The sequence below is a fragment of the Azoarcus sp. Soil_N_20 genome (assembly GCF_057656155.1).
The window spans coordinates 1-23,836 of the sequence record NZ_JBDGKX010000015.1; the positions used below are offsets into that span (position 1 = coordinate 1).

Annotated in this window: 26 protein-coding genes and 1 tRNA gene; 8 read left to right on the forward strand and 19 right to left on the reverse strand. The window is 64.4% G+C overall.

The genetic code is table 11. The features are described 5' to 3' along the window. The 4 genes from AC3A35_RS22505 to AC3A35_RS22520 all read right to left on the reverse strand — a co-directional run. A partial coding sequence (locus AC3A35_RS22505) for an acetylating acetaldehyde dehydrogenase (protein WP_487438659.1) occupies positions 1-506 on the reverse strand: 506 nt, incomplete at its 3' end. A 98-nt stretch (positions 507-604) separates the two neighbouring features. Further along, positions 605-1,387: a 2-oxopent-4-enoate hydratase gene (dmpE, locus tag AC3A35_RS22510; protein WP_487438660.1), complete on the reverse strand. Its 783-nt coding sequence runs from the start codon at positions 1,385-1,387 to the stop codon at positions 605-607. Between the two features lie 11 nt (positions 1,388-1,398). Further along, positions 1,399-2,853, reverse strand: coding sequence for a 2-hydroxymuconic semialdehyde dehydrogenase (locus AC3A35_RS22515; RefSeq protein WP_487438661.1), 1,455 nt, complete (start codon positions 2,851-2,853; stop codon positions 1,399-1,401). A 12-nt stretch (positions 2,854-2,865) separates the two neighbouring features. After that, entirely contained in the window at positions 2,866-3,303 is a 438-nt protein-coding gene (locus tag AC3A35_RS22520; protein WP_487438662.1) for a GlcG/HbpS family heme-binding protein, read from the reverse strand. A gap of 172 nt (positions 3,304-3,475) precedes the next feature. Between AC3A35_RS22520 and AC3A35_RS22525 the strand changes: the two genes are divergently transcribed. Then, positions 3,476-4,195: an FCD domain-containing protein gene (locus tag AC3A35_RS22525; RefSeq protein ID WP_487438663.1), complete on the forward strand. Its 720-nt coding sequence runs from the start codon at positions 3,476-3,478 to the stop codon at positions 4,193-4,195. A 126-nt stretch (positions 4,196-4,321) separates the two neighbouring features. Here the strand turns inward: AC3A35_RS22525 and AC3A35_RS22530 are convergent, their stop codons facing one another. From AC3A35_RS22530 to AC3A35_RS22565, 8 genes are all read right to left on the reverse strand, one after another. Beyond that, positions 4,322-5,251 (reverse strand): catechol 2,3-dioxygenase, encoded by a 930-nt coding sequence (locus AC3A35_RS22530; RefSeq protein WP_487438665.1) that lies wholly within the window; start codon positions 5,249-5,251, stop codon positions 4,322-4,324. Positions 5,252-5,393: 142 nt separating this feature from the next. Then, positions 5,394-6,449, reverse strand: a complete 1,056-nt coding sequence (locus AC3A35_RS22535; protein ID WP_487438666.1) for a 2Fe-2S iron-sulfur cluster-binding protein — start codon at positions 6,447-6,449, stop codon at positions 5,394-5,396. Between the two features lie 232 nt (positions 6,450-6,681). Continuing rightward, complete coding sequence (locus tag AC3A35_RS22540) at positions 6,682-7,041, reverse strand: phenol hydroxylase subunit P4 (RefSeq protein ID WP_487438667.1); 360 nt, start codon at positions 7,039-7,041, stop codon at positions 6,682-6,684. Between the two features lie 67 nt (positions 7,042-7,108). Further along, positions 7,109-8,662 (reverse strand): aromatic/alkene/methane monooxygenase hydroxylase/oxygenase subunit alpha, encoded by a 1,554-nt coding sequence (locus AC3A35_RS22545; RefSeq protein WP_487438668.1) that lies wholly within the window; start codon positions 8,660-8,662, stop codon positions 7,109-7,111. 33 nt (positions 8,663-8,695) lie between these two features. Beyond that, a complete protein-coding gene (locus tag AC3A35_RS22550; protein WP_487438669.1) occupies positions 8,696-8,965 on the reverse strand; it encodes an MmoB/DmpM family protein in 270 nt (89 codons plus the stop codon). A gap of 10 nt (positions 8,966-8,975) precedes the next feature. Then, entirely contained in the window at positions 8,976-9,971 is a 996-nt protein-coding gene (locus AC3A35_RS22555; protein ID WP_487438670.1) for an aromatic/alkene monooxygenase hydroxylase subunit beta, read from the reverse strand. A gap of 29 nt (positions 9,972-10,000) precedes the next feature. Beyond that, positions 10,001-10,255, reverse strand: a complete 255-nt coding sequence (locus AC3A35_RS22560) for a phenol hydroxylase subunit (protein WP_487438671.1) — start codon at positions 10,253-10,255, stop codon at positions 10,001-10,003. 306 nt (positions 10,256-10,561) lie between these two features. Continuing rightward, positions 10,562-10,879: a 2Fe-2S iron-sulfur cluster-binding protein gene (locus tag AC3A35_RS22565; protein ID WP_487438672.1), complete on the reverse strand. Its 318-nt coding sequence runs from the start codon at positions 10,877-10,879 to the stop codon at positions 10,562-10,564. Between the two features lie 273 nt (positions 10,880-11,152). On the opposite strand from AC3A35_RS22565, the gene AC3A35_RS22570 reads away from it, so the two are divergent. Beyond that, on the forward strand, positions 11,153-12,835 hold the full coding sequence (locus tag AC3A35_RS22570) for a sigma 54-interacting transcriptional regulator (RefSeq protein ID WP_487438673.1): 1,683 nt from the start codon (positions 11,153-11,155) through the stop codon (positions 12,833-12,835). A gap of 18 nt (positions 12,836-12,853) precedes the next feature. Here the strand turns inward: AC3A35_RS22570 and AC3A35_RS22575 are convergent, their stop codons facing one another. Further along, positions 12,854-13,786, reverse strand: a complete 933-nt coding sequence (locus tag AC3A35_RS22575) for a YihY/virulence factor BrkB family protein (protein ID WP_487438674.1) — start codon at positions 13,784-13,786, stop codon at positions 12,854-12,856. Between the two features lie 159 nt (positions 13,787-13,945). On the opposite strand from AC3A35_RS22575, the gene AC3A35_RS22580 reads away from it, so the two are divergent. Then, positions 13,946-14,479 carry a superoxide dismutase family protein gene (locus tag AC3A35_RS22580; protein ID WP_487438675.1) on the forward strand — a complete coding sequence of 178 codons (534 nt, stop codon included), beginning with the start codon at positions 13,946-13,948 and terminating at the stop codon, positions 14,477-14,479. Positions 14,480-14,481: 2 nt separating this feature from the next. Next, positions 14,482-15,039: a hypothetical protein gene (locus AC3A35_RS22585; RefSeq protein ID WP_487438676.1), complete on the forward strand. Its 558-nt coding sequence runs from the start codon at positions 14,482-14,484 to the stop codon at positions 15,037-15,039. Positions 15,040-15,061: 22 nt separating this feature from the next. Here the strand turns inward: AC3A35_RS22585 and AC3A35_RS22590 are convergent, their stop codons facing one another. Together AC3A35_RS22590 and AC3A35_RS22595 are read right to left on the reverse strand one after the other, a co-directional pair. Continuing rightward, entirely contained in the window at positions 15,062-16,702 is a 1,641-nt protein-coding gene (locus AC3A35_RS22590) for a methyl-accepting chemotaxis protein (RefSeq protein ID WP_487438677.1), read from the reverse strand. 121 nt (positions 16,703-16,823) lie between these two features. Further along, positions 16,824-17,684 (reverse strand): HDOD domain-containing protein, encoded by an 861-nt coding sequence (locus AC3A35_RS22595; RefSeq protein WP_487438679.1) that lies wholly within the window; start codon positions 17,682-17,684, stop codon positions 16,824-16,826. Between the two features lie 96 nt (positions 17,685-17,780). Here AC3A35_RS22595 and AC3A35_RS22600 point away from each other — a divergent pair, with 96 nt between their 5' ends. Further along, positions 17,781-18,629, forward strand: a complete 849-nt coding sequence (locus AC3A35_RS22600; protein ID WP_487438681.1) for an SOS response-associated peptidase — start codon at positions 17,781-17,783, stop codon at positions 18,627-18,629. A 181-nt stretch (positions 18,630-18,810) separates the two neighbouring features. Here the strand turns inward: AC3A35_RS22600 and AC3A35_RS22605 are convergent. Continuing rightward, positions 18,811-18,886: transfer RNA gene (locus AC3A35_RS22605), tRNA-Thr, on the reverse strand. A gap of 162 nt (positions 18,887-19,048) precedes the next feature. On the opposite strand from AC3A35_RS22605, the gene AC3A35_RS22610 reads away from it, so the two are divergent. Then, positions 19,049-19,210 (forward strand): hypothetical protein, encoded by a 162-nt coding sequence (locus AC3A35_RS22610; protein ID WP_487438683.1) that lies wholly within the window; start codon positions 19,049-19,051, stop codon positions 19,208-19,210. Positions 19,211-19,228: 18 nt separating this feature from the next. On the opposite strand, the gene AC3A35_RS22615 is transcribed toward AC3A35_RS22610, so the two are convergent. From AC3A35_RS22615 to AC3A35_RS22625, 3 genes are all read right to left on the reverse strand, one after another. Next, complete coding sequence (locus AC3A35_RS22615) at positions 19,229-19,714, reverse strand: CreA family protein (protein WP_487438685.1); 486 nt, start codon at positions 19,712-19,714, stop codon at positions 19,229-19,231. Beyond that, positions 19,711-20,145 (reverse strand): ProQ/FINO family protein, encoded by a 435-nt coding sequence (locus AC3A35_RS22620; protein ID WP_487438687.1) that lies wholly within the window; start codon positions 20,143-20,145, stop codon positions 19,711-19,713. The genes AC3A35_RS22615 and AC3A35_RS22620 overlap by 4 nt, the downstream gene beginning before the upstream one ends. A gap of 408 nt (positions 20,146-20,553) precedes the next feature. After that, positions 20,554-21,885 carry a sigma-54 interaction domain-containing protein gene (locus AC3A35_RS22625; RefSeq protein WP_487438689.1) on the reverse strand — a complete coding sequence of 444 codons (1,332 nt, stop codon included), beginning with the start codon at positions 21,883-21,885 and terminating at the stop codon, positions 20,554-20,556. Between the two features lie 171 nt (positions 21,886-22,056). Between AC3A35_RS22625 and cydP the strand changes: the two genes are divergently transcribed. Next, positions 22,057-22,272, forward strand: a complete 216-nt coding sequence (cydP, locus tag AC3A35_RS22630) for a cytochrome oxidase putative small subunit CydP (RefSeq protein ID WP_487438690.1) — start codon at positions 22,057-22,059, stop codon at positions 22,270-22,272. Next, positions 22,262-23,818, forward strand: coding sequence for a cytochrome ubiquinol oxidase subunit I (locus AC3A35_RS22635; RefSeq protein WP_487438691.1), 1,557 nt, complete (start codon positions 22,262-22,264; stop codon positions 23,816-23,818). The genes cydP and AC3A35_RS22635 overlap by 11 nt, the downstream gene beginning before the upstream one ends. Positions 23,819-23,836: the final 18 nt, after the last annotated feature.

Here is a 23,836-nt window from a genome sequence, read left to right on the forward strand (position 1 = left end):
TTCTTCCTCGTGCCGGGGCCGGCGGATTTGCTCGACACGGTGGCGACGATCTCGCCGTAGGCCACCGGCTGCACGCGCGACACCGCCGCGACCATCGGGATCGTGGCCTGGCCGCCGCAGGTGACCATGTTGACGTTCATCTCGCCGCGCCCCACGTGTTCGACCAGGTTCACCGGCGGCACGCAAAACGGGCCGATTGCGGCCGGGGTGAGGTCGATCATCAGCACGCCCAGTTCGTTGAGCTTGCGGCTGTTCTCGGCGTGCACATAGGCGGAGGTGGCGTCGAAGGCGATCTGGATGCCGTCGGCCTTCACATGCGGCAGCAGGCCGTCGACACCCTCGGCGGTGGTCTTCAGGCCCAGTTCGCGGGCGCGGGCAAGGCCCTCGGAGCTGGGGTCGATGCCCACCATCCAGACCGGCTCGAGCACCGGCGAGCGGCGCAGCTTGTACAGCAGATCGGTGCCGATGTTGCCGGGGCCGATCAGGGCGCATTTGATCTTGTTCATGGTTCCTTCCTGGGTAGCGAATTCGTGGGGGATGCAGGCCACGCGACGGGCGGGGAGCGGGAGCACAGGAGGCTCGCCGCGCGGCTGCAAGCGGGCAATCAGACGAAGCGCACCGAACAGCCGCCGATGCCGCCGATCGTCACCCGCAGGTTGTCGCCGGCCTTGACCGGCACCATCGCCGCGAGCGAACCGGACAGGATCACCTCGCCGGCCTTGAGCGGGATGTCGAGGCTGCCGAGCATGTTGGCGAGCCAGGCGACCGCGTTGGCCGGTGCGCCCAGCGCCGCGGCGCCCGAGCCGGTGGCGACGATCTCGCCGTTCTTCTCGAGGATCATGCCGCAGGTGTTCAGATCCACCGCGCGCGGGTCGACCAGGCTGTCGCCGAGCACGAACACGCCGCACGAGGCGTTGTCGGCGACGGTATCCTGGATCTTGATCTTCCAGTCGCGGATGCGCGAATCGACGATCTCGAAGCAGGTCATCACCCCTTCGGTGGCGGCGAGCACCTCGGCAGCGGTGACGCCGGGGCCCTTCAGGTCCTTCTTCAGCACGAAGGCGATCTCGCCTTCGGCCTTGGGCTGGATCAGCGTGTTCGCCGGAATCGCCTCGCCCTCGTTGTAGATCATGCCGTCGAGCAAGTAGCCGAAATCGGGCTGGTACACGTCGAGCATGTTCATCACCGCCTTCGAGGTGACGCCGATCTTCTTGCCGACCACGCGCTCGCCCGCCTCCAGCCGGCGCGCGAGCATGCGCTGCTGGATGTGGTAGGCATCCTCGATGCTGATCTCCGGGTGACGCTCGGTCAGCGGTGCCAGCACCTCGCGCTTGACCAGCGCCTGGTAAAGCTCGTCGCCGAGCCGGTTGATCAGTTCCTTGTCCATGGCGGCATTCCTCACAGTTTGATGCAGATGTTCTTCTGCTCGGTATAGAACTCGAGCGAATGCACCCCGCCCTCGCGCCCGATGCCGGACTGCTTGGCGCCGCCGAAGGGGGTGCGCAGGTCGCGCAGGAACCAGGAGTTCACCCACACCAGCCCGGCCTCGATCTGGCCGGCAACGCGGTGGGCGCGGGCAAGGTCCCGGGTCCATACCGAGCAGGCCAGGCCGTAGTCGGTGTCGTTGGCGCGGCGGACCACCTCCTCCTCGGAATCGAAGGGCTGGATCAGCGTGCACGGCCCGAAGATCTCCTCGCGCGCGATCGGCGAGCTGTCGTCGAGCCCGGTCCAGATCGTCGGCTGCACCCAGGCGCCGTCGGCGAGTTCGCCCGCCATCTGCGGCACGCCGCCGCCGGTCACCACGGTGGCGCCCAGTTCCCTCGCCTTGTCGTAGTACGAGAGCACCTTGTTCTTGTGCTCCTGCGAGATCAGCGGCCCCATGCCGGTGGCGGCGTCGTCCGGGCGGCCGAGCTTCAAGCCTTCGGCGCCGGCCTTGAGCGCGGCGACGAAACGGTCGAAGATCGGGCGCTCGACATAGACCCGCTCGGTGCCGAGGCAGACCTGGCCGCAGTTGGCGAACACCGAGCGCATCGTGCCTTCGACCGCGGCGTCGAAATCGCAGTCGGCGAACACGATGGCCGGGTTCTTGCCGCCCATCTCCAGCGACACCGGACGCGCGCCGTCGGCCGCGGCCTTCATGATCGCGGCACCGGTGCGGGTCTCGCCGGTGAAGGTGATCGCATTCACCTTCTGATGGGTGGTCACGAACTCGCCCGCCGAACCGGGGCCGAAGCCGTGCACCACGTTGTACACGCCCTTGGGCATGCCGACCTCGTTCATCACCTCGCCGAGCAGGGTCGCGGTCTGCGGGGTCTCTTCCGAGGGCTTGACCACCACGGTGTTGCCGCAGGCCAGTGCGGGGCCGACCTTCCAGGTCATCAGCAGCAGCGGCAGATTCCACGGGCAGATCACCCCGACCACGCCGACCGGGCGGCGCAGCGCGTAGTTGAGCGCACCGCGACCATCCGGCGTGGCCATCTCGAAGAACTCGGTGGGCACGCTCTTGATCACGTCGGCGAAGATCTTGAAGTTGGCCGCACCGCGTGGAATGTCGATATGGCTGGCAAGGCTCTTCGGCTTGCCGGTATCGGCGCATTCGGCAGCGAGGAAGTCGTCGAAGCGGCGGTTGATGCCGTCGGCCACCGCGTTGAGCAGCTCGACCCGCTCGGCCACCGTCATCCGGCCCCATGGCCCCTTGAGCGCGGCCTGTGCGGCGGCCACCGCGGCATCGACCTCGCTGCGGCCGGCCTCATGCACCTTGGCGAGCAGGGTATTGTCGAGCGGCGAGAACTTGTCGAAGGTCTTCGCGGTGGCGACGAACTCGCCGTTGATGAAGTTGTGGATCTGTTTCATGGGTTTGCTCCGTCAAGCCTCGATATCGTCGGCGCCGATCGCGCGCAGTCCTGTCCGCGCACACGCCTCGTCCTGTTGTGCGGAAGCACCGGACACGCCGATGCCGCCTATGAGTTGTCCTTCGGCGCGGATCGGCAGGCCGCCACCGAACACGATCAGCCCGGGCTGCGCCGAAAGGCCGAGCTTCATGCCTTGGTCGGCGCCGCACACGTCCATCCACTTCGCGGTCGGGAAGCCGAAGCCGCCGGCGGTGGCGGCCTTGTCGATCGCGATCCGGATCGACTGCGGAAAGGCACCGGGCATGCGCAGGAAGGCGACCAGGTTGCCGGCGGTATCGGTCACGCCGACATTGATCCGCACGCCCAGCTCCGTGGCATGGCCCACGGCAGCCGCCACCGCGGCATGCGCCGCCTCCGCCGAAACCGTTGCCTGGGGTACTGCGATATTCATTGCTGCTCTCCTGATCCGCACCCGCGCTGGGTGCGCCAACCGATGTCCGACACGATAGGGCTCTATTTTCTCGACGTCAATATATAATCTCGAGATTTTTACAAACCTGTATCGAGCCTCCGATACCTCGTCTAGAATCCATGCAAACGAGATTCCATCGCAGCGAGCCCCAATGAACGAAGCAGCCAGCCTCCAGACGCCCGCCCCGGCCGAACCCAAGACCCTGGTCGAGGCGGCCTACAACCGCCTGCGCCGCGACATCATCGAAGGCGTGCATGCGCCGGGCGAAAAGCTGCGCGTGGAGCACCTGAAGGACCAGTACGAAGTGGGCGCCGGCACGCTGCGCGAAGCCCTGCTGCTGCTGGTCACCGACGCCCTGGTGGTGGGCCAGGGCCAGCGCGGCTTTCGCGTGGCGCCGATCTCGCTCGCCGACTTCGAGGACATCACCCGTACCCGCGTGCTGCTCGAAACCGAAGCCCTGCGCCAGTCGATCGCGCACGGCGACGAGGCCTGGGAAGCCGCGCTGGTGGCGGCCTTCCATCGCCTGTCGCGCGCCGAGCAGAAGCTCGCCGACCATGACGTGAGCACGACCGAAGAGTGGGAGCTGCGCAACCGCGCCTTCCACGAAGCGCTGATCGCGGCCTGCCCGTCGCGGTGGATTCGCCATTTCCAGCACATCCTCTATCAGCAGTCCGCGCGCTACCGCCGCATCAGCCTGTTCCGCCAGCCGATCCCGCGCGACATCCACGCCGAACACCAGGCCATCTTCGACACCACGCTGGCACACGACGCCACCCGCGCCACCTCGATCCTGTCGGAACACATCCTGCGCACGCTGGATGCGGTCAAGCGCATGCCGTCCGACTTCTTCACCGGCAAGACCGGGCGCTGACCCCATCGGCGCAGTGCGGCCACGTAGGGCGGGTTTTAACCCGCCGCCTTTGCGTTGATCGGGCACCATTGCCAGCTTCCCGAAAAGGCGGCCGACAGAAGTCGGCCCTACGAAACCGGCGATGCCTCAGGACACGACGGTCAGGAAGCGTTCGTTCAGCGCGCGGTCGTGGTAGAAGATGCCGGTGCCGACTTCCTCCCAGGTCCATTTGATCGGTTTCCAGTCCGGGTAGCTCTGATATCCGCCGCAGAAGGTTTCGAAGCGGTTGCCCGAGGGGTCGAAGGCGTAGATCGTGGTGCCGCGGGTGATGCCGTGGCGGGTCGGGCCGATGTCGATCGAAACCTTGTTCATCGACATGATGTCGGCCGCCCGCAGCACCTTCTCCCAGCTCTCGAGCAGGAAGGACACATGGTGCAGCTTGCCCGGCTCGGGATGGCGGACGAAGGCGATGTCGTGCGCCTTGATCGAGCACGACAGCCAGATCGCGAGGTCGGTCTTGCCGTCTTCCATGACCACGTGCTCGACCAGGTAGAAACCCAGCACCTTCTCGAAGATGTCCTGCACCTTCTCGATGTCCGGCCCGTACAGCAAACAATGATCGAGGCGGATCGGGGCGATGCCGCGCTCGGCGTCGCTGGTCCACGGCGGCGGGTTGGTGTAGGTCTCGGGCGTACCGATGTCGGTCTTCTCCCAGTACAGTTCGATCTGGTGCCCGGACGGAATATTGAAGCGCACGCGCTCACCGGTCTCGAGCAGTTCGCCGGCGGGGATGCGCGAGGTCTTGAGGCCGTATTCCTGCAGGTCGCGGTCGAATTTGTCGAGCGTGGCCTTGTCCGCCACCTTGAATGCGAAGAAGTCGATGCCGGCGCTGTCGGCCTCGCGGATGATCACGCTGTTGTGATCGCGCTCGTCCCAGGCCTTGAAATAGACCCGACCCTCCTTGTCGCGGCCGGTCTCGATCAGGCCGAGCACATTCTTGTAGTGGTTGATCCCCTCTTCGAGGTCCAGCACGCGGATTTGGGCGTGGCCCGGGCGCAGTACACCAGTCATTGCCATGATTCTCTCCTCCAGATGTTCGTTCGTCCGTGCTTCGGGATGCCGGATCGGAACGGGATTTCAGCCGTGAAACGAAAGGCCGCGAAATAGTAACGTGTTAAACACGATAAACAACAGTAATCTCGATATTTGTTGACATGTATCAGATGCGCTTGAACAAGGGACTGCGTACCTGCTGCACGTCGGCCGCCGAAAAGAACTTCTCGGTGAAGATGTCCTTCTCGAACAGCCGCCCCTGCATCAGGGTGGTGATGCAGGCGTCGATCATCAGCGGCGGGCCGCACAGGTAGGCCCTGAGGCCACGGAAGTCGCCATCGAAGTGTGCCCGTGCGGCGTCGTGCACGAAGCCGCGGAATCCCGGCCACTTCGACTGCGCCGCTTCGTCCGACAGGGCCGGCACGTAGCTGAAATTGGGATGCCGTTCGGCCAGCGCGACGAAGTCGTCGTGGTAGTACAGCTCGGTGCGGCTGCGCTGGCCGTAGACCAGCGTGATCGGCCGCGTGTCGCCGGCCTCGAGCAGGTCGAGGATCATCGAGCGCGGGCTCGACAAGCCGGAGCCGCCGGCCATGAACAGCAGGCCCGCGGGCGCCGACTTGCGCACGAAGAAGCGGCCGTAGGGCCCGGACAGCTTCACCCGGTCGCCCGCCTGCAGCTGCTCGTGCACCCAGGTCGTGCCCTGCCCGCCCGGCACGATGCGGACGTTCAGTTCCACCTCGCGGCCGGCCGAGGGTGCGTTGGCAAGCGAGAACGCACGGCTGCAGGTGCCGCCGTCGATCTCGAGGTTGATGTATTGCCCGGCCTGGAAATGGACGGGTTCGTCGAGCTCGATGAACACGCCCTTGATCGTCGGGGTGAGGCTCTCCAGCCGGCGCACGGTGCCGGGAAAATCGCGCACCGGAATCGACTCGGCGTCGGGTTCCTCCTCGATCTCGGCCTCGATCACGAGGTCGCTTTGCAGCCGGGCGCAGCAGGCCAGGGTCTTGCCTTCGTCGCGCTCGAAATCCATCAGGGCGAAACTGGATGCCTCGCCGTGGTCGACTTCGCCGTCCACCACCTGGATCTTGCAGGTGGCGCACAGACCGTGACAGCAGGCGTGCGGCAGCCAGATCCCGGCGCGCAGCGCAGCATCGAGGATGGTCTGGTCGTCCTCGACTTCGATAGTCTGGCCGAGGGGTTCGATGGTGAGTTCGTAAGTCATGATACGTGTCCTGGGTTTCTCCCCCCTTCAAGGGGGTGAGGACGGGGTTTCGGCGAGCAATGCTCGCCGCCGGCCGAACGACGGTGCCACCTGGCACCGGCTACCGGGTTGGGGTGGGGATGGGTTTAGGGTCCGATGCCCGACGAAACCCATCCCCATCCTGTCCTTCCCCTTGAAGGGGAAGGAACCTTCTAATCGAAGCCTGTTCCAGCCGGAAAGGCCGATCCGCCGTTCAACTGCACGACCCCGCAATCCCGGTCAGCCCCGGGGTACGAAACCGGATCACGTCCTTGTGCTTCAGGCCGTTTTCCGCGAGCGATTTGGCGAAGTCGGGCGACCACGGCTTGCCCGACTTGAACCACTCCGCCTTGGCCCAGTCGATGCGGGCGAAGTCGGGGTGGTAGCCGAAGGAACCGGGCAGCACCTGGTCGACGATCGCACCGAATGGCATGGTCGGGGGGAAGGGAAAGGCGAACGGGGCGCAGAACAGCAGGTGATCCTCCCAGCCGATGTAGAGCAGCTGGGCACCATGGAACTTCTCGATCGCGTCGGCGGGCGCGAATTCGTACTTGCCGATGGCAGCGACGGCCATGTCGTGTCTCCTCTTGATCTGTGGATCACCGCGGACGACGGGCGCCCGCGGCATTGGACGTCAGGGCTCAGGCGTTTTTTGTCGCCATGCCGCGCCAGGCGTCGAAGTTCTTCTGGTCTTCCGAGCCCTCGAAGTCGAGGTTGTCGCGGCCGAACTCGAGGTGGTAGTACTGCAGCACCGCGGCCAGCGGATCGAAGCCTTCGGCGGTGGGGTCGGTGCCCTCGGGGAAGCAGTTGCCCTGGTAGATCTGGTGCACCGGCAGCCAGGACTGGATGTACTTCTCCGGCTCGTGCTCGAAGATCTCTTTGCAGTGGTCGGAACAGAAGTGGTACTTGTTGTCCTTGTAGTCGACCTCGCGATAGCAGATCTTGGTCGGGTCGCCGGGTTCGGTGAACAGCATCGGAATCTGGCAGGTCTGGCACAGCATGGGCAGCGTCTTGTTGTAGAAGCGATTGCCCTTCTTCGCCTCTTCGCGCCAGTACTCCAGCCGCGGGCGGTAGTACTTGTCGAAGCTGTCCGGATACTTGGACGCCAGCCAGTCCAACTCGTCCTGCTCCGGCACCCAGGTGTGGAAGGCGGCCGCGGCGCCGTAGTTGTAGAAGGTGCCCCAGGCCTGGTGCGACAGGTGGTCCTTCTCCAGCGCGATGGTCTCGGCGCACTTGGGCATGGTGATGCCGTAGCGGGCCAGATCCTTGAACAGCGCGCCGCCGTTCTCCTCGAAATACACCTCCCAGGCTTCCTTCCAGCTCATCGTGCGCTTGGGCAGCATGTAGTCCATCATCATCGCCACCAGGGTCAGCACGCGGTAGCCACGCCAGGTCCACTTGTCGATCCAGCGCTGCACGATGGGCAGGTTGTCCGGGTCCTGCTCGAGGATGAACTTGATCACCTCCAGGCCCAGGGTCATGTGACGGGCTTCGTCCGACTGCGCCGAGAAGCCGAAAGTCATCGTGCTCATGTCGCCGTTGTAGGCGGCGCCGGAGACAAAGGGAACGAACAGCAGATTGGTCAGCACGTACTCGAACGAGAAGCCGATCGCGACCATGAACTCGAACGGGCCGGCGGTGACCGCGTCGTCGAAGAAGCTCTTGGGCACCGACAGGTACCAGACGCGGTCGTGCATGTGACGGAAGTCGTGCAGCCCGTTGTAGTGCTTGTTGTAGTTCGACAGCGCGTGGATCTGGGTCTGCGCGTGGCGGATCTCGTCGAGCGACTGCATCAGGCAGGCCACGCGCGGGCCGGCGCCGGGGAACTGGCGCCCGGCATGGGCGAAACCGCGGTGGGCCATGTATTCGAGCGGGCTGACGCCGGTGAGGAAGAGCTTCACCGTGTTGAGGTAGCGCGCGTCGGTGACGTTGAGATGGCCGTTGTTCTGGGCGTAGGCGTCGATAATCGCGTAGAGCTTGCGTTCCTTCTCCGCCTGGTACTTCCAGTAAGCGTCCATCGTCAGGCGGAACGGGTCTTCCCACTTGTCCCAGTCGTGGATCTTGATCCCTTCGTAAGCGACATAGGGATAGATGTCGTCCTTCTTCTGGTAGGACGGCTCCCAGTCCAGGCCGCGGGTCATGACCTGGTAGCGTTCCTTCAGGCCGAGCTTCTTCTTCGTCGCTTGCATGTCCATGTCGTGTCTCCTCGTGCTTCGGCGTGGGCGCGCTCAGGCGCTCCAGCTCAGGGTGAGTTCGTCGTCGCTTTCGTCGATGTTGCCGGACAGCGAGATCAGGTTGATGTGCAGCTCCTGCAGGTCGAAGTCGCGACCGAGCAGCGCCTCGATCGAGCTGCGGCGCACGGTGAGGGTGCGCTCGGCATCGATCTTCACCATCGCCGGCTGCTCGTTCACGCGGGCATGAGGGTTGTCGGCGACGATCGCCTCGATGATCGGACGGGTGTCTTCGTTGGTCTGCAGGGCAATGAACACGGTCGACATCGCGTGCTCCTCAAATGGCCACGCCGGCTTTGGCCAGGCGGGCGTTGAACTGCTGGACGACGTCGCTCATCACGGTGTCGGCGTTGTCGGACAGCACCAGACGGGCCACCGGCAGGAGCGCGGCGGCGGCGCGGTCGCGCCAGTGGCTGGTCCATTGCTCGAGCAGGGCCTTGTTGGCGGCGGATTCGGTGGCGGCGGTCTTCGTCGTCGCGTCCACCCACTTCTTCGTTTCACCGAACCAGTCGGTCATGAACTGGGTCAGCATGGCCACCGCGGTGCCGCCCCGGCTCGACAGCACGTCGTCGATGATGGTCTCGAACACCAGCGGATAGAGCAGCCCGTCGAGGGCCACGTTCTGCGCGACATACAGCTCGAACGGATCCTTGAGCACGAAGCTGTCCTCGACGTAGCGGCGCAGGCCCTGCCAGGCGTCGTCCTCCATCCACGCGCGCTTGCCTTCGTCGAGGTTGTCGGCATCGCCGAGCAGCAGGCCGACGCGGGTCAGGTACTGGGCGATGCCGAGCTGGTCCATGGCCTGATAGACGCAGGGCTGGGTGAAGGCAGTGCCATAGCCGTAGGCACAGACCGAGGCATTGTTCATGTTCGAGCCCCAGGCCACATGGCGCAGCGGCACCAGCACGCGGAGCACGGCGTCCTTGAGGTCGGCCGGCAGCGCCTGGGCGAGACCGCGGGTTTCGACGAAGTCGAAGTTGGCCTCGGCGGTGTCCTGCTGTTTGGCGCGCGCCAGGGTGTAGGCCCCGTAGTAGAACTGGCGCGGATCCTTGAATGCATACCAGTCGGCCATCACGATCGCGGTGCGCGAGGTGTCGAAGATCTCGTGCGCCGGATCCCAGGTCGGGCGGTAGTGGAAGTTGGCCGTAGCTTGCAGGTCGAAGGTGCCTTCCTGGTAACGCGATGCCGGCTTGTCGCCGCCGATACGACGCGCAACGTGATCGTAGGTGTGGCGCAGCGGCTTGATGGTCACCGTACGCAGATCGATATGCATGAATGCCTCCTCCTTGTTTTATGGGTCGCTCAGCGGAAGCGCTGATGCGTTGCCTGGTGCAGGCCCCAGCTCCAGTCGGAGCCCGAAGACTCGTCGCGGGGAGCCAGGTGAATCACCTCGTTGTTGCAACAGAAAGCCTCGAAGGCCCCGGCGGGCAGCAGCATCTCGGCGCACAGCTCGGGCTCGCCGATGGCGAACTCGAACTCGACGAAGCCGTCCGCGCGGCGCTCGATGAGACGCACGTACTTGAGGCTGACGTCGATTGCGGGCTTGTCCGTATCCATTTGGCTGAAGCCTCCGTATTGATCCAATGGGGTCTGGTGCGGGAGACCCTATATCAAGCTTCGTGCCAGTTCATGAGAAGTGGCGTCAATCATGGACAAGAACAGTTTTCTCGAGATTATTTAGGTCATCACGCCGATTTATTGCTTGATCAAATGATCAAATGCGCTCCTTGATTGATCATTTGGTCAAACCGATTTACTGCGTTGCAACAGACACTTGCGCCGGCAGACAGAAAAAAGGGCCGTTGCGGATCTCCGCAACGGCCCTGCTCCAGCCCACGGCCGCGCCCGTGCGGCGCGCCACTGTCACTCGCGCCGCGGTTGTAGCGCCTTGCTCATCTTGCCGACCACCTGCAGCGACAGATCGCTGTCCGGAAAGAGCTTGCACGCCAGCACCACGCCGGCGGCCTCCTCCGCCTCCGACAGGCAGGCGCGGCTCATCCTGCGGGTGTGATAGGCGCCGCCGGTAACGTGCACCTTGCACACGCCGCAGCCGCCGCCGCGGCAGCCGACCGGCACCCCACGCCGCCCGAGCACCTCCATCGCGCACAGCAGATTCTGGCTGCCGTCGCAGGAAAAGGACTCGCCGCTGTCCTGGATCAGGATGAAAAATCGATCAGCCATGCGTCCCCTCTCGTTATGTCCCGCCGCGGCGGGTGGTTTGATCATTCGCTTCGGTCACACCCAAACGGGTGGATGAGTAACAAGATCCATGCCATTGTTTATAAATGTCGAGATTTTAATTATTCTCCGAACCTAGTATCCAGCTCAAGAACGGTGACGCGGCAGGCACGACGACGCGCGGCGGGCGTGCTATAAGAAACCCGTCCAGGCAGCCCCCCTGGCAAAGGAAGGGCACGAACGGAACCCGCATGTCGACGGGACGAGGAGATAGCAGTGAGCAGCATTCACTACCCGGAGAGCGCGGACTTGCGCAGGCTGCTGCGCTTTTCCGCCGAAGACGGCCTGATCTGGCTGGGCGAGCACCGCATGGTGCTGCTGCATACGGCGGCGCTGTCCGAGCTGCGCAAGGAGCTCATCGGCTCGGTCGGCACCGAGCAGGCGCGCCGCATCCTGACTCGAATGGGCTTCGCCTCCGGCATGCGTGACGCCGAACTCGCGCGCAAGACGCGCGGCAGCAGCGATCTGGCCGACGCCTTCGTGGTCGGTCCGCAGCTGCACATGCTCGAAGGCTGCGTGAAGGTCTCGCCGGTGAAGCTCGAGATCGATGCCGAATCGGGCGGCTTCTACGGCGAGTTCATCTGGGAGCATTCGTGGGAGGCCGAAGTGCACGTGCAGGCCTACGGCGAAGTCGAGCATCCGGTGTGCTGGATGATGATCGGTTATGCCTCGGGCTACACCAGCGCCTTCATGGGACGCTTCATCCTGTACCGCGAGACCGAGTGCGCCGCCACCGGCATCGACCATTGCCGCATCGTCGGCAAACCGGCGGAGGACTGGCCCGACGCGCACGAACTGACCCCCTATTTCGAGGCCGACTCCATCGTAGGCCGCCTGCTCGAACTGCGCGAGGAGGTCGAGGCGATGCGGCGCAGCATCGCCTGTCCGCGCAAGATTCCCAACCTGATCGGCACCTCCAGTGGCTTCCGCCACGCCTACGAGCTGGTGATGAAAGCTGCCGCCACCAATGTGTCGGTGCTGCTGCTCGGCGAAACCGGGGTTGGCAAGGAGCGCTTCGCCCGCGCCCTGCACCAGATCAGTCCGCGCAAGGAAGCGCCCTTCGTCGCGGTCAATTGCGCGGCACTACCGGACGAGCTGATCGAATCCGAACTGTTCGGGGTCGAGCGCGGCGCCTTCACCGGCGCACACGCCTCGCGCGCGGGCAAGTTCGAACGCGCCGACGGCGGCACCCTGTTCCTCGACGAGGTCGGCGAACTGCCATTGTCGGCCCAGGCCAAGCTGCTGCGGGTGCTACAGGAAGGCGAGATCGAGCGCCTGGGCGATGAACGCACGCGCAAGGTCAATGTGCGCCTGGTGGCGGCAACCAACGTCGACCTGCAGAAGGCGGTCGCCGCAGGCCGCTTCCGCCGCGACCTGTTCTACCGCCTCAACGTTTATCCGGTGACGATACCGCCGCTGCGCGAACGGGTGTCGGACATCGCGCCGCTGGTCGAGGCGATGATCGAGCGCTTCTGTTCGCTGCACGGTAAGCGGGTGGCTGGCATCACCGACAAGGCGATGCACGCGTTGAAGTGCCACAGTTGGCCGGGCAACGTGCGCGAACTGGAGAACGTGCTCGAGCGCGGCGTAATCCTCGCCCCGCACAACGGCCTGATCGAGGTCGACCAGCTCTTCATCGGCGCGGCGCCGCAGTTCGGCCTGCAGGCCGGGCTGAGCGAGAGCGGCAAGCTCGAGGAAAGCCTGCCCGGCAGCGGCCACGACCTGCCGGGGGCGGTGCTCGATGCCGGGATCGCGCTCGAGGACTTCGAGCAGACCCTGCTCCAGCGCGCGGTCGAGCGTGCCGGCGGCAACCTCTCCGCGGCAGCCCGCCTGCTCGGCATGACCCGCCCGCAGCTCAACTACCGGTTGAAGAAGCAGTCCCTGCAAGAGCCGGACTGAAGCTCCCGCCGGCGAAGACTACAGTCTGGCCCCACCCTGCAGCCTGCCCGGCTCCTCGACCACGGCGCGGTGTACGCACACCGCGGTTGTGCGCGGGCTCACCGCCACCCCGCGCGCCTCGACGTTGGCCCGGGTGAAGGCCGCACCGAACAACAGGATCAGCGCCGAGTAGTTCACCCACATCAACAGCAGCACCAGCGACCCGGCCGCACCATAGGCCGAGGCCGTGCCGGCGGTCGACAGATAGAACGCGATCAGCATGCGACCGAACACGAACAGCAGCGCGGTCACGAACGCGCCCAACCATACGTCGCGCCAATCCAGCAGCACGTCGGGCAGCACCCGGAAGATAGTGGCGAACAGCAGCGTCACCACCGTCAGCGCCACCACGCCGTCGAGCACCAACAGCAGCGGGGGCGGAACGGGCAGCCAGTCCTGGGCAAAGACGACCAGCGCCTGGACCAGCACGCTGAGCAACAACGACACCAGCAGGACGAAACCGATCGCCAGCACCACGGTAAGCGACAGCAGACGCCCCTTGACGTAGACGAGGACACTGCTGCGCGTGGGCCGCGGGGCGACGCCCCAGATCGCGTTCAGCGAGTTCTGCATCTGCGCGAACACGGTGGTCGCACCGAACAGCATGGCGCCGATACCGACCAGCGTGGGCAGGATGCCGGTTTTCTCCAGGCGGCTGCCTTCGACCGCAGTCTGCACCGCCGCTGCCGCCTCCGGACCGATCGCGGCCTCGAGCTGGCGCGCAATCTCCCCCTGCGCGGCACTCTCGCCGAGCACCACACCGACGATCGTCACCGCGACGATCATCACCGGGGCCACCGAGAAAACGGTGAAGAAGGCCAGCGCCGCAGCATGGATGAAGACCTGGGCATCGAGCCACAGCCGCACCGTGGCACGGAGCACTCCCCACCAATAGCTCACCCAGTCTTTCATCGCCTTTATTCCCGATCTTCCCGACTCCGCCGATCGATGAACGCCCTTGCGAGCACGCACCGCCGACCCATGACCACAGAGTACCGCTTTTTCTTTCCACGCCGGTACCATCGCCTATCATGCAAAGACCATCCACAACGCGTAACCGAGGAGATCACAATGCAGATTCGCCACCAACTGTTCGTCGCCGCCATCGCAACCGGGATGGCTGCCGCCGCCAGTGCGGCAGACCGTGCCGGCGCCGAACTCGTCGATCGTCAGGGCAAGGCCGTCGGCAGCGTAAGCCTGACCGATGGACCGCACGGCGTGCTGATCCATGTCTCGGCCAAGGGCCTGCCGCCGGGGGCGAAGGGCATCCACATTCATAGCGTCGGCACCTGCGAGGATCCCGACAAGGGTTTCGTGGCCTCCAAGGGGCACCTGAACCCGAATGGCCGCAAACACGGGCTGATGAATCCGGAAGGCCCGGATGCGGGCGATCTGCCGGTGATTTTCGTCCATGCAGACGGCGCGGTCGAAGTGGAACTGTTTACCACGCTTGCCAGCCTGAACGGAGCCGGTGGCCGGGCCGCCGTGCTCGACGCCGACGGTGCGGCCTTCGTCATTCATGAGAGTCGCGACGATCACATGACCCAGCCGATCGGCGGCGCCGGCGCGCGTATCGTGTGCGGCGTGGTGAAGGCAGGCGGGTAGGCATGCGACGCTGCGGTAGGCGGCTCTCCGTGGTCTTGCTGCTGTCTGCCGCGGGCCCGGTGAGCGTCGGTGCGCAGGCGCTGCCGCCAGTGGCTTCGGTGGCGGCCCTGAGCCCGCGGGGGATCGCGTCGTTCACGCTGGGGCGACAGCTCGGCGCCGCGGCCACCGCGGCCGTGGGCCTCGACCCCGCCGCTGCCCAGATCGGGCCCGGCTGCGACCAGCGGGCGCAGGTCACCGTCACCCTGAACGTGTCCGGTCACCCGATGATGGTGATGTCGATGGCCGCGGCCGACGGTCGCATCGAAGAGATCATCGGACTGCCCTCCGGCCAGGCGTCATCCACGCCGGATGCCGACGCCTGCCGTGCAAGCGGGGCTGACTTCGCCCGCTCTCTCGCTGGCTCGCTCGGCCCCCATACCGAGGCAAGAGCGGTGACGAAGCCGGTATCGGAGGAATTTCAGTTCGCCTTTGCACAGGGCGCCCGCGCCGTTGCACGCTGGTTTGCCGGCGGCAGGACGTGCGATCTGGCGCTTCAGTTCGGCAGCAAGTCCGGACGCTAGGGCGCTGCGGAAGGCGACCGGGTCAGTGCCGAAAGCGCGCCACCAGGCCGCCGAGTTCGCGCGCGACCTGCTCAAGACCGTGCGCCGACTGGGCGGTCTGCTGCATCGAGGCGCCGGTTTCCTCGACCATCTGGGCGATGCTCTCGACCTGCTGGGCAATGGCATTGCTCGCCACACTCTGTTCCCGGGTGGCCAGCGCCACGTCGCGAATCCTGCCCAGGGTCTTTCCGGCGCCCTCCCGGATATCCCGCAGCGACTGTGCCGCGTCCTGAGCCAGACTCACCCCGTTCTCGACCTGCGGCAACACCTGCTCCATGGCGTTGACCGCACTGGCGGTGTCGCCCTGAATCGCGCCGATCATGCCGCCGATCTCTTCGGTGGCGGCCGAGGTGCGCTCGGCGAGCTTGCGCACCTCGTCCGCAACCACCGCAAAACCGCGGCCCTGCTCGCCTGCGCGCGCCGCTTCGATCGCTGCATTGAGCGCGAGCAGATTGGTCTGGGCAGCAATCTCCTTGATCACATTGGTAATCGAGGAAATTTCGCCGGTACGGCTTTCGAGCGAACGCAATTGCTCGGCAGCCGTCGACACCGAGCGTTCGATCATATGCATTTCGCTGGTGGCATTGGCCACTTTCCGCTCACCGTCCTCGGCCATTTCCGACGCCGCTGCGGAGTCGCGTTCGGTTTCCCGGGCGCTATCGGAAATGTGGTTGATCGACACCGTCATCTGTTCCACCGCCGAAGCCATCGCGGAGGTGGAGTCGGCCTGGCGATGCGCGGCGCCAGCCACCTGCCCGGACGCTTGCGAGATGCGCTCGGCGGTGTCGGTAAGCGTGTTTGCGCCGGTCGAGATCTGACCGATCATGTCGCGGAAGGCACGCAGCATCCGCGACAATCCTTCCAGCATGCTGCCGTTGGCGGCAAAACGCAGATCGACGGTCAGATCCCCGGCCGCGGCACGCTCCATCAGGGCCATGGCCTCGGCCGGCTCGCCACCGATCTGGCGCAGAACTGAACGTGCGATCAGCACCCCGAGGCCGATGATGATTGCCATCATGACGCCACCGATCGCCAGATCCACCATCAGCCGCCGGTTGAAGTCCGCGGTCACATCGTCGACGTACACGCCGGTTCCGATCACCCAGTCCCACGGCTGGAAGAGCATCACGTACTGAAGTTTGTCGACGGCCACCGTCTGTCCGGGGCGCGGAAAGGCGGTATCGACGAAGCCGCTGCCGCTCGCCTTGGCCACGGCGACGATATCCTTGATGGTGTAGCGCCCCTTGCCGTCGCGAACCTCTTCGAGCATGTTCTTGCCAGCCCATTCGGTACGGATCGGATGCATCACCGCAACACCGGACGTGCTCCAGACGTAGACATACTCGGCCTTTCCGCTGTCGCCACCGTAGCGCATCCCGTTCAGCGCAAGCAGTGCCTGCCGTTTCGCATCGTCCTCGGATATCTCGCCTTTCGCAGCCAGCGCATGAAAACCGGCGGCGACGTGATAGGCGGACTGGACCACCGTCGTGATCTGCCCCATGCGGCTGTCCATCAGATCGCGTTTGACCCCGAGTGCGCCGATGACAGTGGTCACGACCAGACCGATGAAGGTTGCCAGGATCAGCAGGGCAATCCGCGTTCGTAGCTTGAGTTTATTGATCATGGCAGCGCGCTCCCGTTGCTTGCACCAGCGCTAACGACCACGATCTCCGGAACTTTAATCGACCCGACCGCAACAAGCTCCACTGCGCTGGTCCGGCCACCGCAGATCATCGACCCACAGGCTAGCCGCGCACCGCGTCCAGAATCTGCTGCCGTTCCTCACGCGAATCTTCGAGCAAGGGCAGGAGTTCGGCCGGATCCATGCCCAGTTCCGCAGCGGCCGCCGGACCCCGAGGCAGATTGCGGCCGAGGAGTCCGTCGAAGGGATCGTGATGTTCGGATACGAGTGAAGCGATGTGGACGACGCTGTGCAGACTGTTCGGCGGCCAACTGCCGGAATAGCCTTGCGCTGCATCGAGCCCGTCCAGAATGGTCTCGGGCATGTCGAATACATCGAGCACGGCGAGCCCGACGCGCGCGTGCAAGCCATCGACGAAGCCGGCAAAGCGGTCGATATTGCGCTCCATCGCGGGGTAGTCGCAGGCCCGTGCAATGAGCAGGAAGTGGCCGATCTGCGTCATCATGCCGGCCAACAGTGCGGTATCCGGATTGGCTGCACGGGTGCTGCGTGCAAGCGCAAAGCACCAGGACGCCACATCCACCGAACGAATCCACAGTCCATAACCCAGCGTACGCATGTTGGGCGAGCGGTGGTCGCCGGCAAGCTGCTCCGAAGCCACCGCAAACGCGAGGCCACGCAACGCGGAAAAGCCGATCCGCCTGACCGCGACCCCAACCGAATCGACCTGCGCACCATAAGGATTCAAGGCCACCGTGTTGGCCATGCGAATGGTCTTGGCGGCGAGCACGGGTTCCGCCTGGATGACGGCAACAATCTGGTCCAGCCGGGAGTCGGGATCATCGGCAAGTCGCTTGATCCGCAGGGAAAGCTCCATGGACACAGGAAAAACAAGCCGCCGCTCGCTCAGTTCAGCTTCGATCTTGTCGGCAAAAGCCTGTGCTTGCTGATCGAATTCGTCCATTTCGCCCCCTATCCCGCCACAAGATAATCTGCCAAACGAATTATACCATCGACATCGCTCGGCACTACCGCAGAACCCGGTCCCCGTCGATGCAGAATGCGTGACCCGAAACAGGTGTCATCTTACCCCCGGCGGCAATCCTACTGCTTCAAACTGATCGACAGCGAGAACAAGCCTCCGCGCCGCCGACAAGACCACGGCCCGATTGCCCGCTCGGGTGTAGCCTTGTCCACCCGCGGTTGCTGGGAGAGATCCATGTGCGGACGGTATGCCCTCTACGGCCCCCATTCCCGGCTGCAACGAGAGTTTGATTTCGAGTTGGAAGAGATCGACGAGATCAAGGTCGACCTGTACAACATCGCCCCATCTCAGTGGGCTCCCGTCATCCGCGCGACGACGGCCGGACGGCGGTCCCTCATTCGGGCGCGCTGGGGCCTGCTCCCGTCCTGGGTGAAAGAGCCGGGCAAGCTGGCACAGCCGATCAACGCGAAACTGGAGACGGCCGCCGAGAGGCCCATGTTCAGGCATGCCTTCCGGCACTCGCGCGTTCTGGTGCCGATCTCGGGTTTCTACGAGTGGCAGCCTGTCGCCGGCAGCAAGCAGCCTTTCTTCATCCGACCAGCGAGCGGTACGGCGCACTTTGCCCTTGGCGGCCTGCTCGAGCACTGGGACGGACCAGACGGGCCCGTGCTCACGTTCGCGGTGCTGACCACGGCGGCAAACGAGTTGATTCGACCGATCCACGATCGGATGCCGGTCATCATCCTGCCGGAGAACTACAACGCCTGGCTCGATCCTGCGCTCATCGACGCGGATGCAGTCCGGAGCCTGGCCAGCCCATACCCGGCGCATCTGATGCGGGCATATCCAGTCGGCCGCGCGGTGGGGAATCCCCGGGCGCAGGGCCCGGAGTTGATCGAACCCATCAAGCCGCCGGACGCCTGAACGACCTGGCAGGGCGCGCGGCGCATGGATCATGAAACGCTGCCCGAGGTGCCGGCGCTGGCGAGGTCCAAATGTAACAGTTGGAGCAGGTTACCCGTTTCGGGGCGCCTTGGCATGTTAGCCCGGTGTTAGCCCGGCCAAGAAACTAAGGGCCTGCATCGCTGCAAGCCCTTGATTTTCTTGGTGCCCCCGGACGGAATCGAACCGCCGACCTTCGGTTTACAAAACCGTTGCTCTACCAACTGAGCTACAAGGGCTTTCCTTCAGGCCGCGGATTATAGCCGAAGTCGCAGAGCGCGCCATCGGGTCGAGCGCGCACGGAGGCGACAAAAAGGCTTTCCTTTTTCCATATACTGTATAAAATCACAGTTATCGAGACAACAGCAGACCTCGTCTCATTTACCCGACGGAGAGACACGATGGAACCGAAGATCAATCGACTGCTCATGGGCTGCGGATTGCTGGCGGGGCTGATGCTGGGCACCGGAAATGCCGGCGGCGCGATTGCCTTGGCGCTGGCGGGCGCAGCCGGAGCGTGGCTGCTGCGCACACGTTCGGGGGAAGAACGCAGTCTGTGGTAAAGCCAGCGCGACGCCGGTTCAGCGCCGTAGCGGGATCGGTGTGCTGCGGTCGACCGCGACGGCAGTCACACTGTTCTTGGGACTGCCTTCGATCAGCTTGTCGGAGTAAGTCAGATAGACCAGGACATTGCGCCGGGCATCGATCATGCGGACAACCTGGAGTCGCTTGAAAAGCACCGACAGGCGCTCGGAAAACACCTCTTCCTGCTGTGGAACCGGTTCGCGAAACCGGATCGGCCCGACTTGACGACACGCGATCGATGCATCGGAACGGTCTTCCGCCAGACCGACGGCACCGGACAGGCCACCGGTCTTCGCCCGCGAAACGTAGCAGGTCACACCTTCCACCCGTGGATCATCGTAAGCCTCGACGGCAACCTTATGGTTGGGGCCGATCAGCTTCCATACCGTGGACACGTCACCGACCGTCTCTGCGTGCGCGGAGGCACCAAGGGCAAGCGCGCACGCGCAGAAAATGGCAAGCGAACGGCCGCGCGGACTCATTTGCCGAACTTGCTCACGAGTTGCTGCAGTTTCTCGCCGCGACGGCGTTCCGCCTCCTCGGCTGCACGCTTCGCTTCTTCTGCCTCGCGCTTCGCGCGCTGTTGTTTGGCTGCGGCGGCAAAGCGCTCCTTCAAGGTCATCGACGCATGCGTGCGCTGCTCGTCGGTAACCTCGCCCGCCACTTTCCCTTCAAAATCGAAGCGTTCGGTGGCACGTTCCATCGCCTTCAGATAACGCGTGGATGCGGTGTGCATCCGTAGTGCCGTGCGCAGCGTCTTCTTCTCGAACTCCGGAAAGCGCTCGAGGATGTTGGTGTCGATACGAATCGCCAGGGGCTTGAAGTCGCGGAAAGTCGGCGACTGTTCCTGGAGCTTCTGCAACAGGGCACGGGGCTCGAGAGCGGGTTTTACGGGGGGCGTTTCGGTCGTCATGATGCGGCGGGCTGGTCGGCTTGAAGACTGCATTCTACCTGAGCGCACTCGCGGAGACCGCTATCGATCGACATCACTGATCGCCACGTTCGGGCGAACAAATCCGCAGCTTGCCGGGTTTGCCCCCGGGGGAAAAAGAAGCAGGGGCAGGAAGGAGACGATGGAAGGCGGCCACCGCTTGGGGTCGGGGACAGTCTGAGGTGACCGAAGGCCGCCAACTGGACTGGATACCCCTGCTTCGAGCTCTTACATATCAAGTAACGTGCCAGAAACACCGCATCTCCAGAAAGACGTTCAAATCCATGTTCTGGAAGGCATTGGCAAGATCCCATCAGGCCACAGCACGTGAAAACGGCTCGGTCCCACCCTGCCAAACTGTCACTCATGACAGCACTTGATCTGCCACTGTCAGACATCATCGAGGTTCTGCAGCTTTCGATACAGCGTTCTCTCACTCACCCCCAGCTTGAGTGCCAGTTCTCGCCGGCTGCCACGATGCGCCCGCACGATGTCGCGCAGGGCCCGCCGCTCCAGCGCGTGCAGATCGGACACGTGCCCGGCCTGCGGACGCACAGCCGACGACGGCACGTACACTTCGTGCAATTCCTCGGCGAGGTGTTCGGCGCCGATGACATCGCCGTCGCACATCAGGCTGGCGCGTTCAAGCACATTGCGCAGTTCCCGCACGTTGCCCGGAAACGGGTAACGCATCAGCACTCGCATCGCCTCCGCCGACACCGTCAGTGGCCGTTTCGGTGCGACGCGCTCGAGCAGCGAGCTCACCAGCATCGGGAGGTCGGCCAGACGGTCGCGCAGCGGCGGGACGGTAATCGGGAAGGTGTTGAGCCGGTAGAAAAGGTCGCGCCGGAAGCTGCCCTCTTCCACCATGTCCTTGAGCGGCCGGTGGGTGGCGGACACCAGGCGGATGTCGGCCTTGCGCAATTCGGTCGATCCGACCCGACGGTACGTGCCCGTCTCCAGCAGCCGCAGCAGCTTGACCTGCATGCCGAGCGGGATATCGCCGACCTCGTCGAGAAACAGGGTCCCGCCGCTCGCAGCCTCGATCAACCCCGGCTTGCGCGCACTCGCGCCGGTGAAGGCGCCGCGTTCGTGGCCAAACACCTCACTCTCGAACAGCGTTTCGGGCAAACCCGAGCAGTCCACCGCGACGAAGGGGCGTTCGGCGCGCCGGCTGGCCTCGTGGATCGCATTGGCGACCAGTTCCTTGCCGGTACCCGATTCGCCCTGTAGCAGGATGCTCGCCTCGGAGGGCGCAGCCCTCGCCACCAGTTCGAGCATGTGTTGAAACGCCGGTGCCCGACCGACCAGCGCGTGATGATCCGACAGTCCGCGAGCGACCACCATCGGCTCCATCTTCTCGATGAACCAGGCGATTTCACCGTCACCGTCACGAATCGGCGAGAGCTCGATGTTCACATATTCCTCGCCCCGCGGCGTGTGATGCAGATGCAGCACCCGCTCGCGCTGTCCGGACTGCACGCTCCTTGCCAGCGGACAGGACTCTCCCGCCTGGTCGCAAGGAACACTGTAGTGGTGCGAGATTTCGTAACAGGTGCGCCCGACCACGCTGCGTCCGGTTGCAAAGCTGGCCCGATAGGCCGCATTCGCCGCTATCACCCGATAGTGCCGATCGCACAGGATATGAGGCTCGGGTAGCGTCTCGAGGAAAGACACCAGTTCAGGGAGTGGACCAATAACTGACGCGATGGACTTGGACATGGACCGACACTCCTGACAGTAATCTGCCAGATTATGCTGCCACGGCAGTGAAAGCGCCATCTTCACAATCCGTACAGCGATACAAGCCTATGTTTCATAAACATAAACACTTTAGCCATGACCCTTGGCACGGCTCTTGTATAGCAGGCTTGTCGTGCCATGGAGTCCGCCATGCAACTGCCACCCCCATCCATCCCCGATCGGCGCCTCGTCCGCGAACTGGTCTGGGTCGTCGTCATCAAGCTCGCCCTGATCTCCACGCTGTGGTGGGGGTTCGTCCGCGACGACAAGGTGCCGGTGGACAGCGGGCGCATGGCCGCCCAGCTCGTTGCGCCCACGAGCCTCGCACAGCAACACCCCACCTCCGGAGAACACGATGGTCAGTGAACAACTTGTCGACCTCTCGCGGCTGCAGTTTGCCGCCACCGCGATGTACCACTTCCTGTTCGTGCCGCTGACGCTCGGCATGGTCTGGCTGCTGGTCATCATGGAAAGTGCCTATGTGATGACCGGCAAGCCGGTCTATAAGGACATGACCCGTTTCTGGGGCAAGCTCTTCGGGATCAATTTCGCCCTCGGCGTGACCACCGGCATCACCCTCGAATTCCAGTTCGGCACCAACTGGGCCTACTACTCGCACTATGTGGGCGACATTTTCGGGGCACCGCTGGCGATCGAGGGCCTGATGGCCTTCTTCCTCGAATCGACCTTCATCGGCCTGTTCTTCTTCGGCTGGGACCGGCTGTCACGCCAGCAGCATCTGCTGGTGACGATCCTGATGGCAGTGGGGACCAACCTGTCGGCGCTGTGGATCCTGATCGCCAATGGCTGGATGCAGAATCCGGTGGGCGCCGAATTCAGCTATGAAACCATGCGCATGGAGCTGGTCGATTTCTGGGCGGTGATGTTCAACCCCGACGCCCAGGCGAAGTTCGTCCACACCGTCTCGGCCGGCTATGTCACCGGCGCGATGTTCGTGCTGTCGATTTCGTCGTGGTACCTGCTCAAAGGCCGCGACGTGGAGTTCGCCAAGCGCTCCTTCCGCATCGCGGCGGCCTTCGGTCTCGCCTCGGTGTGCTCGGTGATCGTGCTCGGCGACGAATCCGGCTACACCGTCGGCGAGGCGCAGCAAACCAAGCTGGCGGCGATGGAAGCGATGTGGGAGACCGAGCCGGCGCCCGCGGGCTTCACCCTGGTCGCGATTCCGGACGAGGCCGGCATGAAGAACGACTTCGCCATCCACATTCCCTGGGTCATGGGCATCATCGGCACCCGTTCGCTGGACAAGGAGATCCCCGGCATCAAGGAAATCCTGGTCAAGAACCGCGCGCGCATCGTCACCGGCATCGAAGCGGTCAGGCTGCTCGAGCGCCTGCGCACGGGCCGGACCGACGACGCGACCAAGGCCGCCTTCGAGGCGGTCAAGGCCGACCTCGGCTTCGGACTGCTGCTCAAGAAGTACGTGAGCTCGATGGACGAGGTCACCCCCGAGCTGATCGAACGCGCCGTGCGCGACACCCTGCCCCGCGTCACCCCGCTGTTCTGGACCTTCCGCATCATGGTCGCGCTGGGCTTCTTCATGCTGGTGGTGTTCGGATTGGCGCTGTGGCATTCGGTGAGGGGCGATTTCGCCAGCCGCCGCACCCTGCTGCGGGTGGCGCTGTGGAGTCTGCCCCTGCCGTGGATCGCCTCCGAGATGGGCTGGTTCGTGGCCGAATACGGTCGCCAGCCGTGGACCATCTACGGCGTACTGCCGACCCACCTGTCGGTATCGACGCTCACCGTGGAAAGCCTCTATGGCTCGCTCGCCGGCTTCGTCGGCTTCTATACCCTGCTGCTCGTGGTCGAGATGTATCTGATGGTGAAGTTCGCGCGTCAGGGCCCCGGCAGCCTGGGCACCGGGCGTTACCTGAACGAGGCGGTGCACGCATGACGCGAACGACGGGATCCG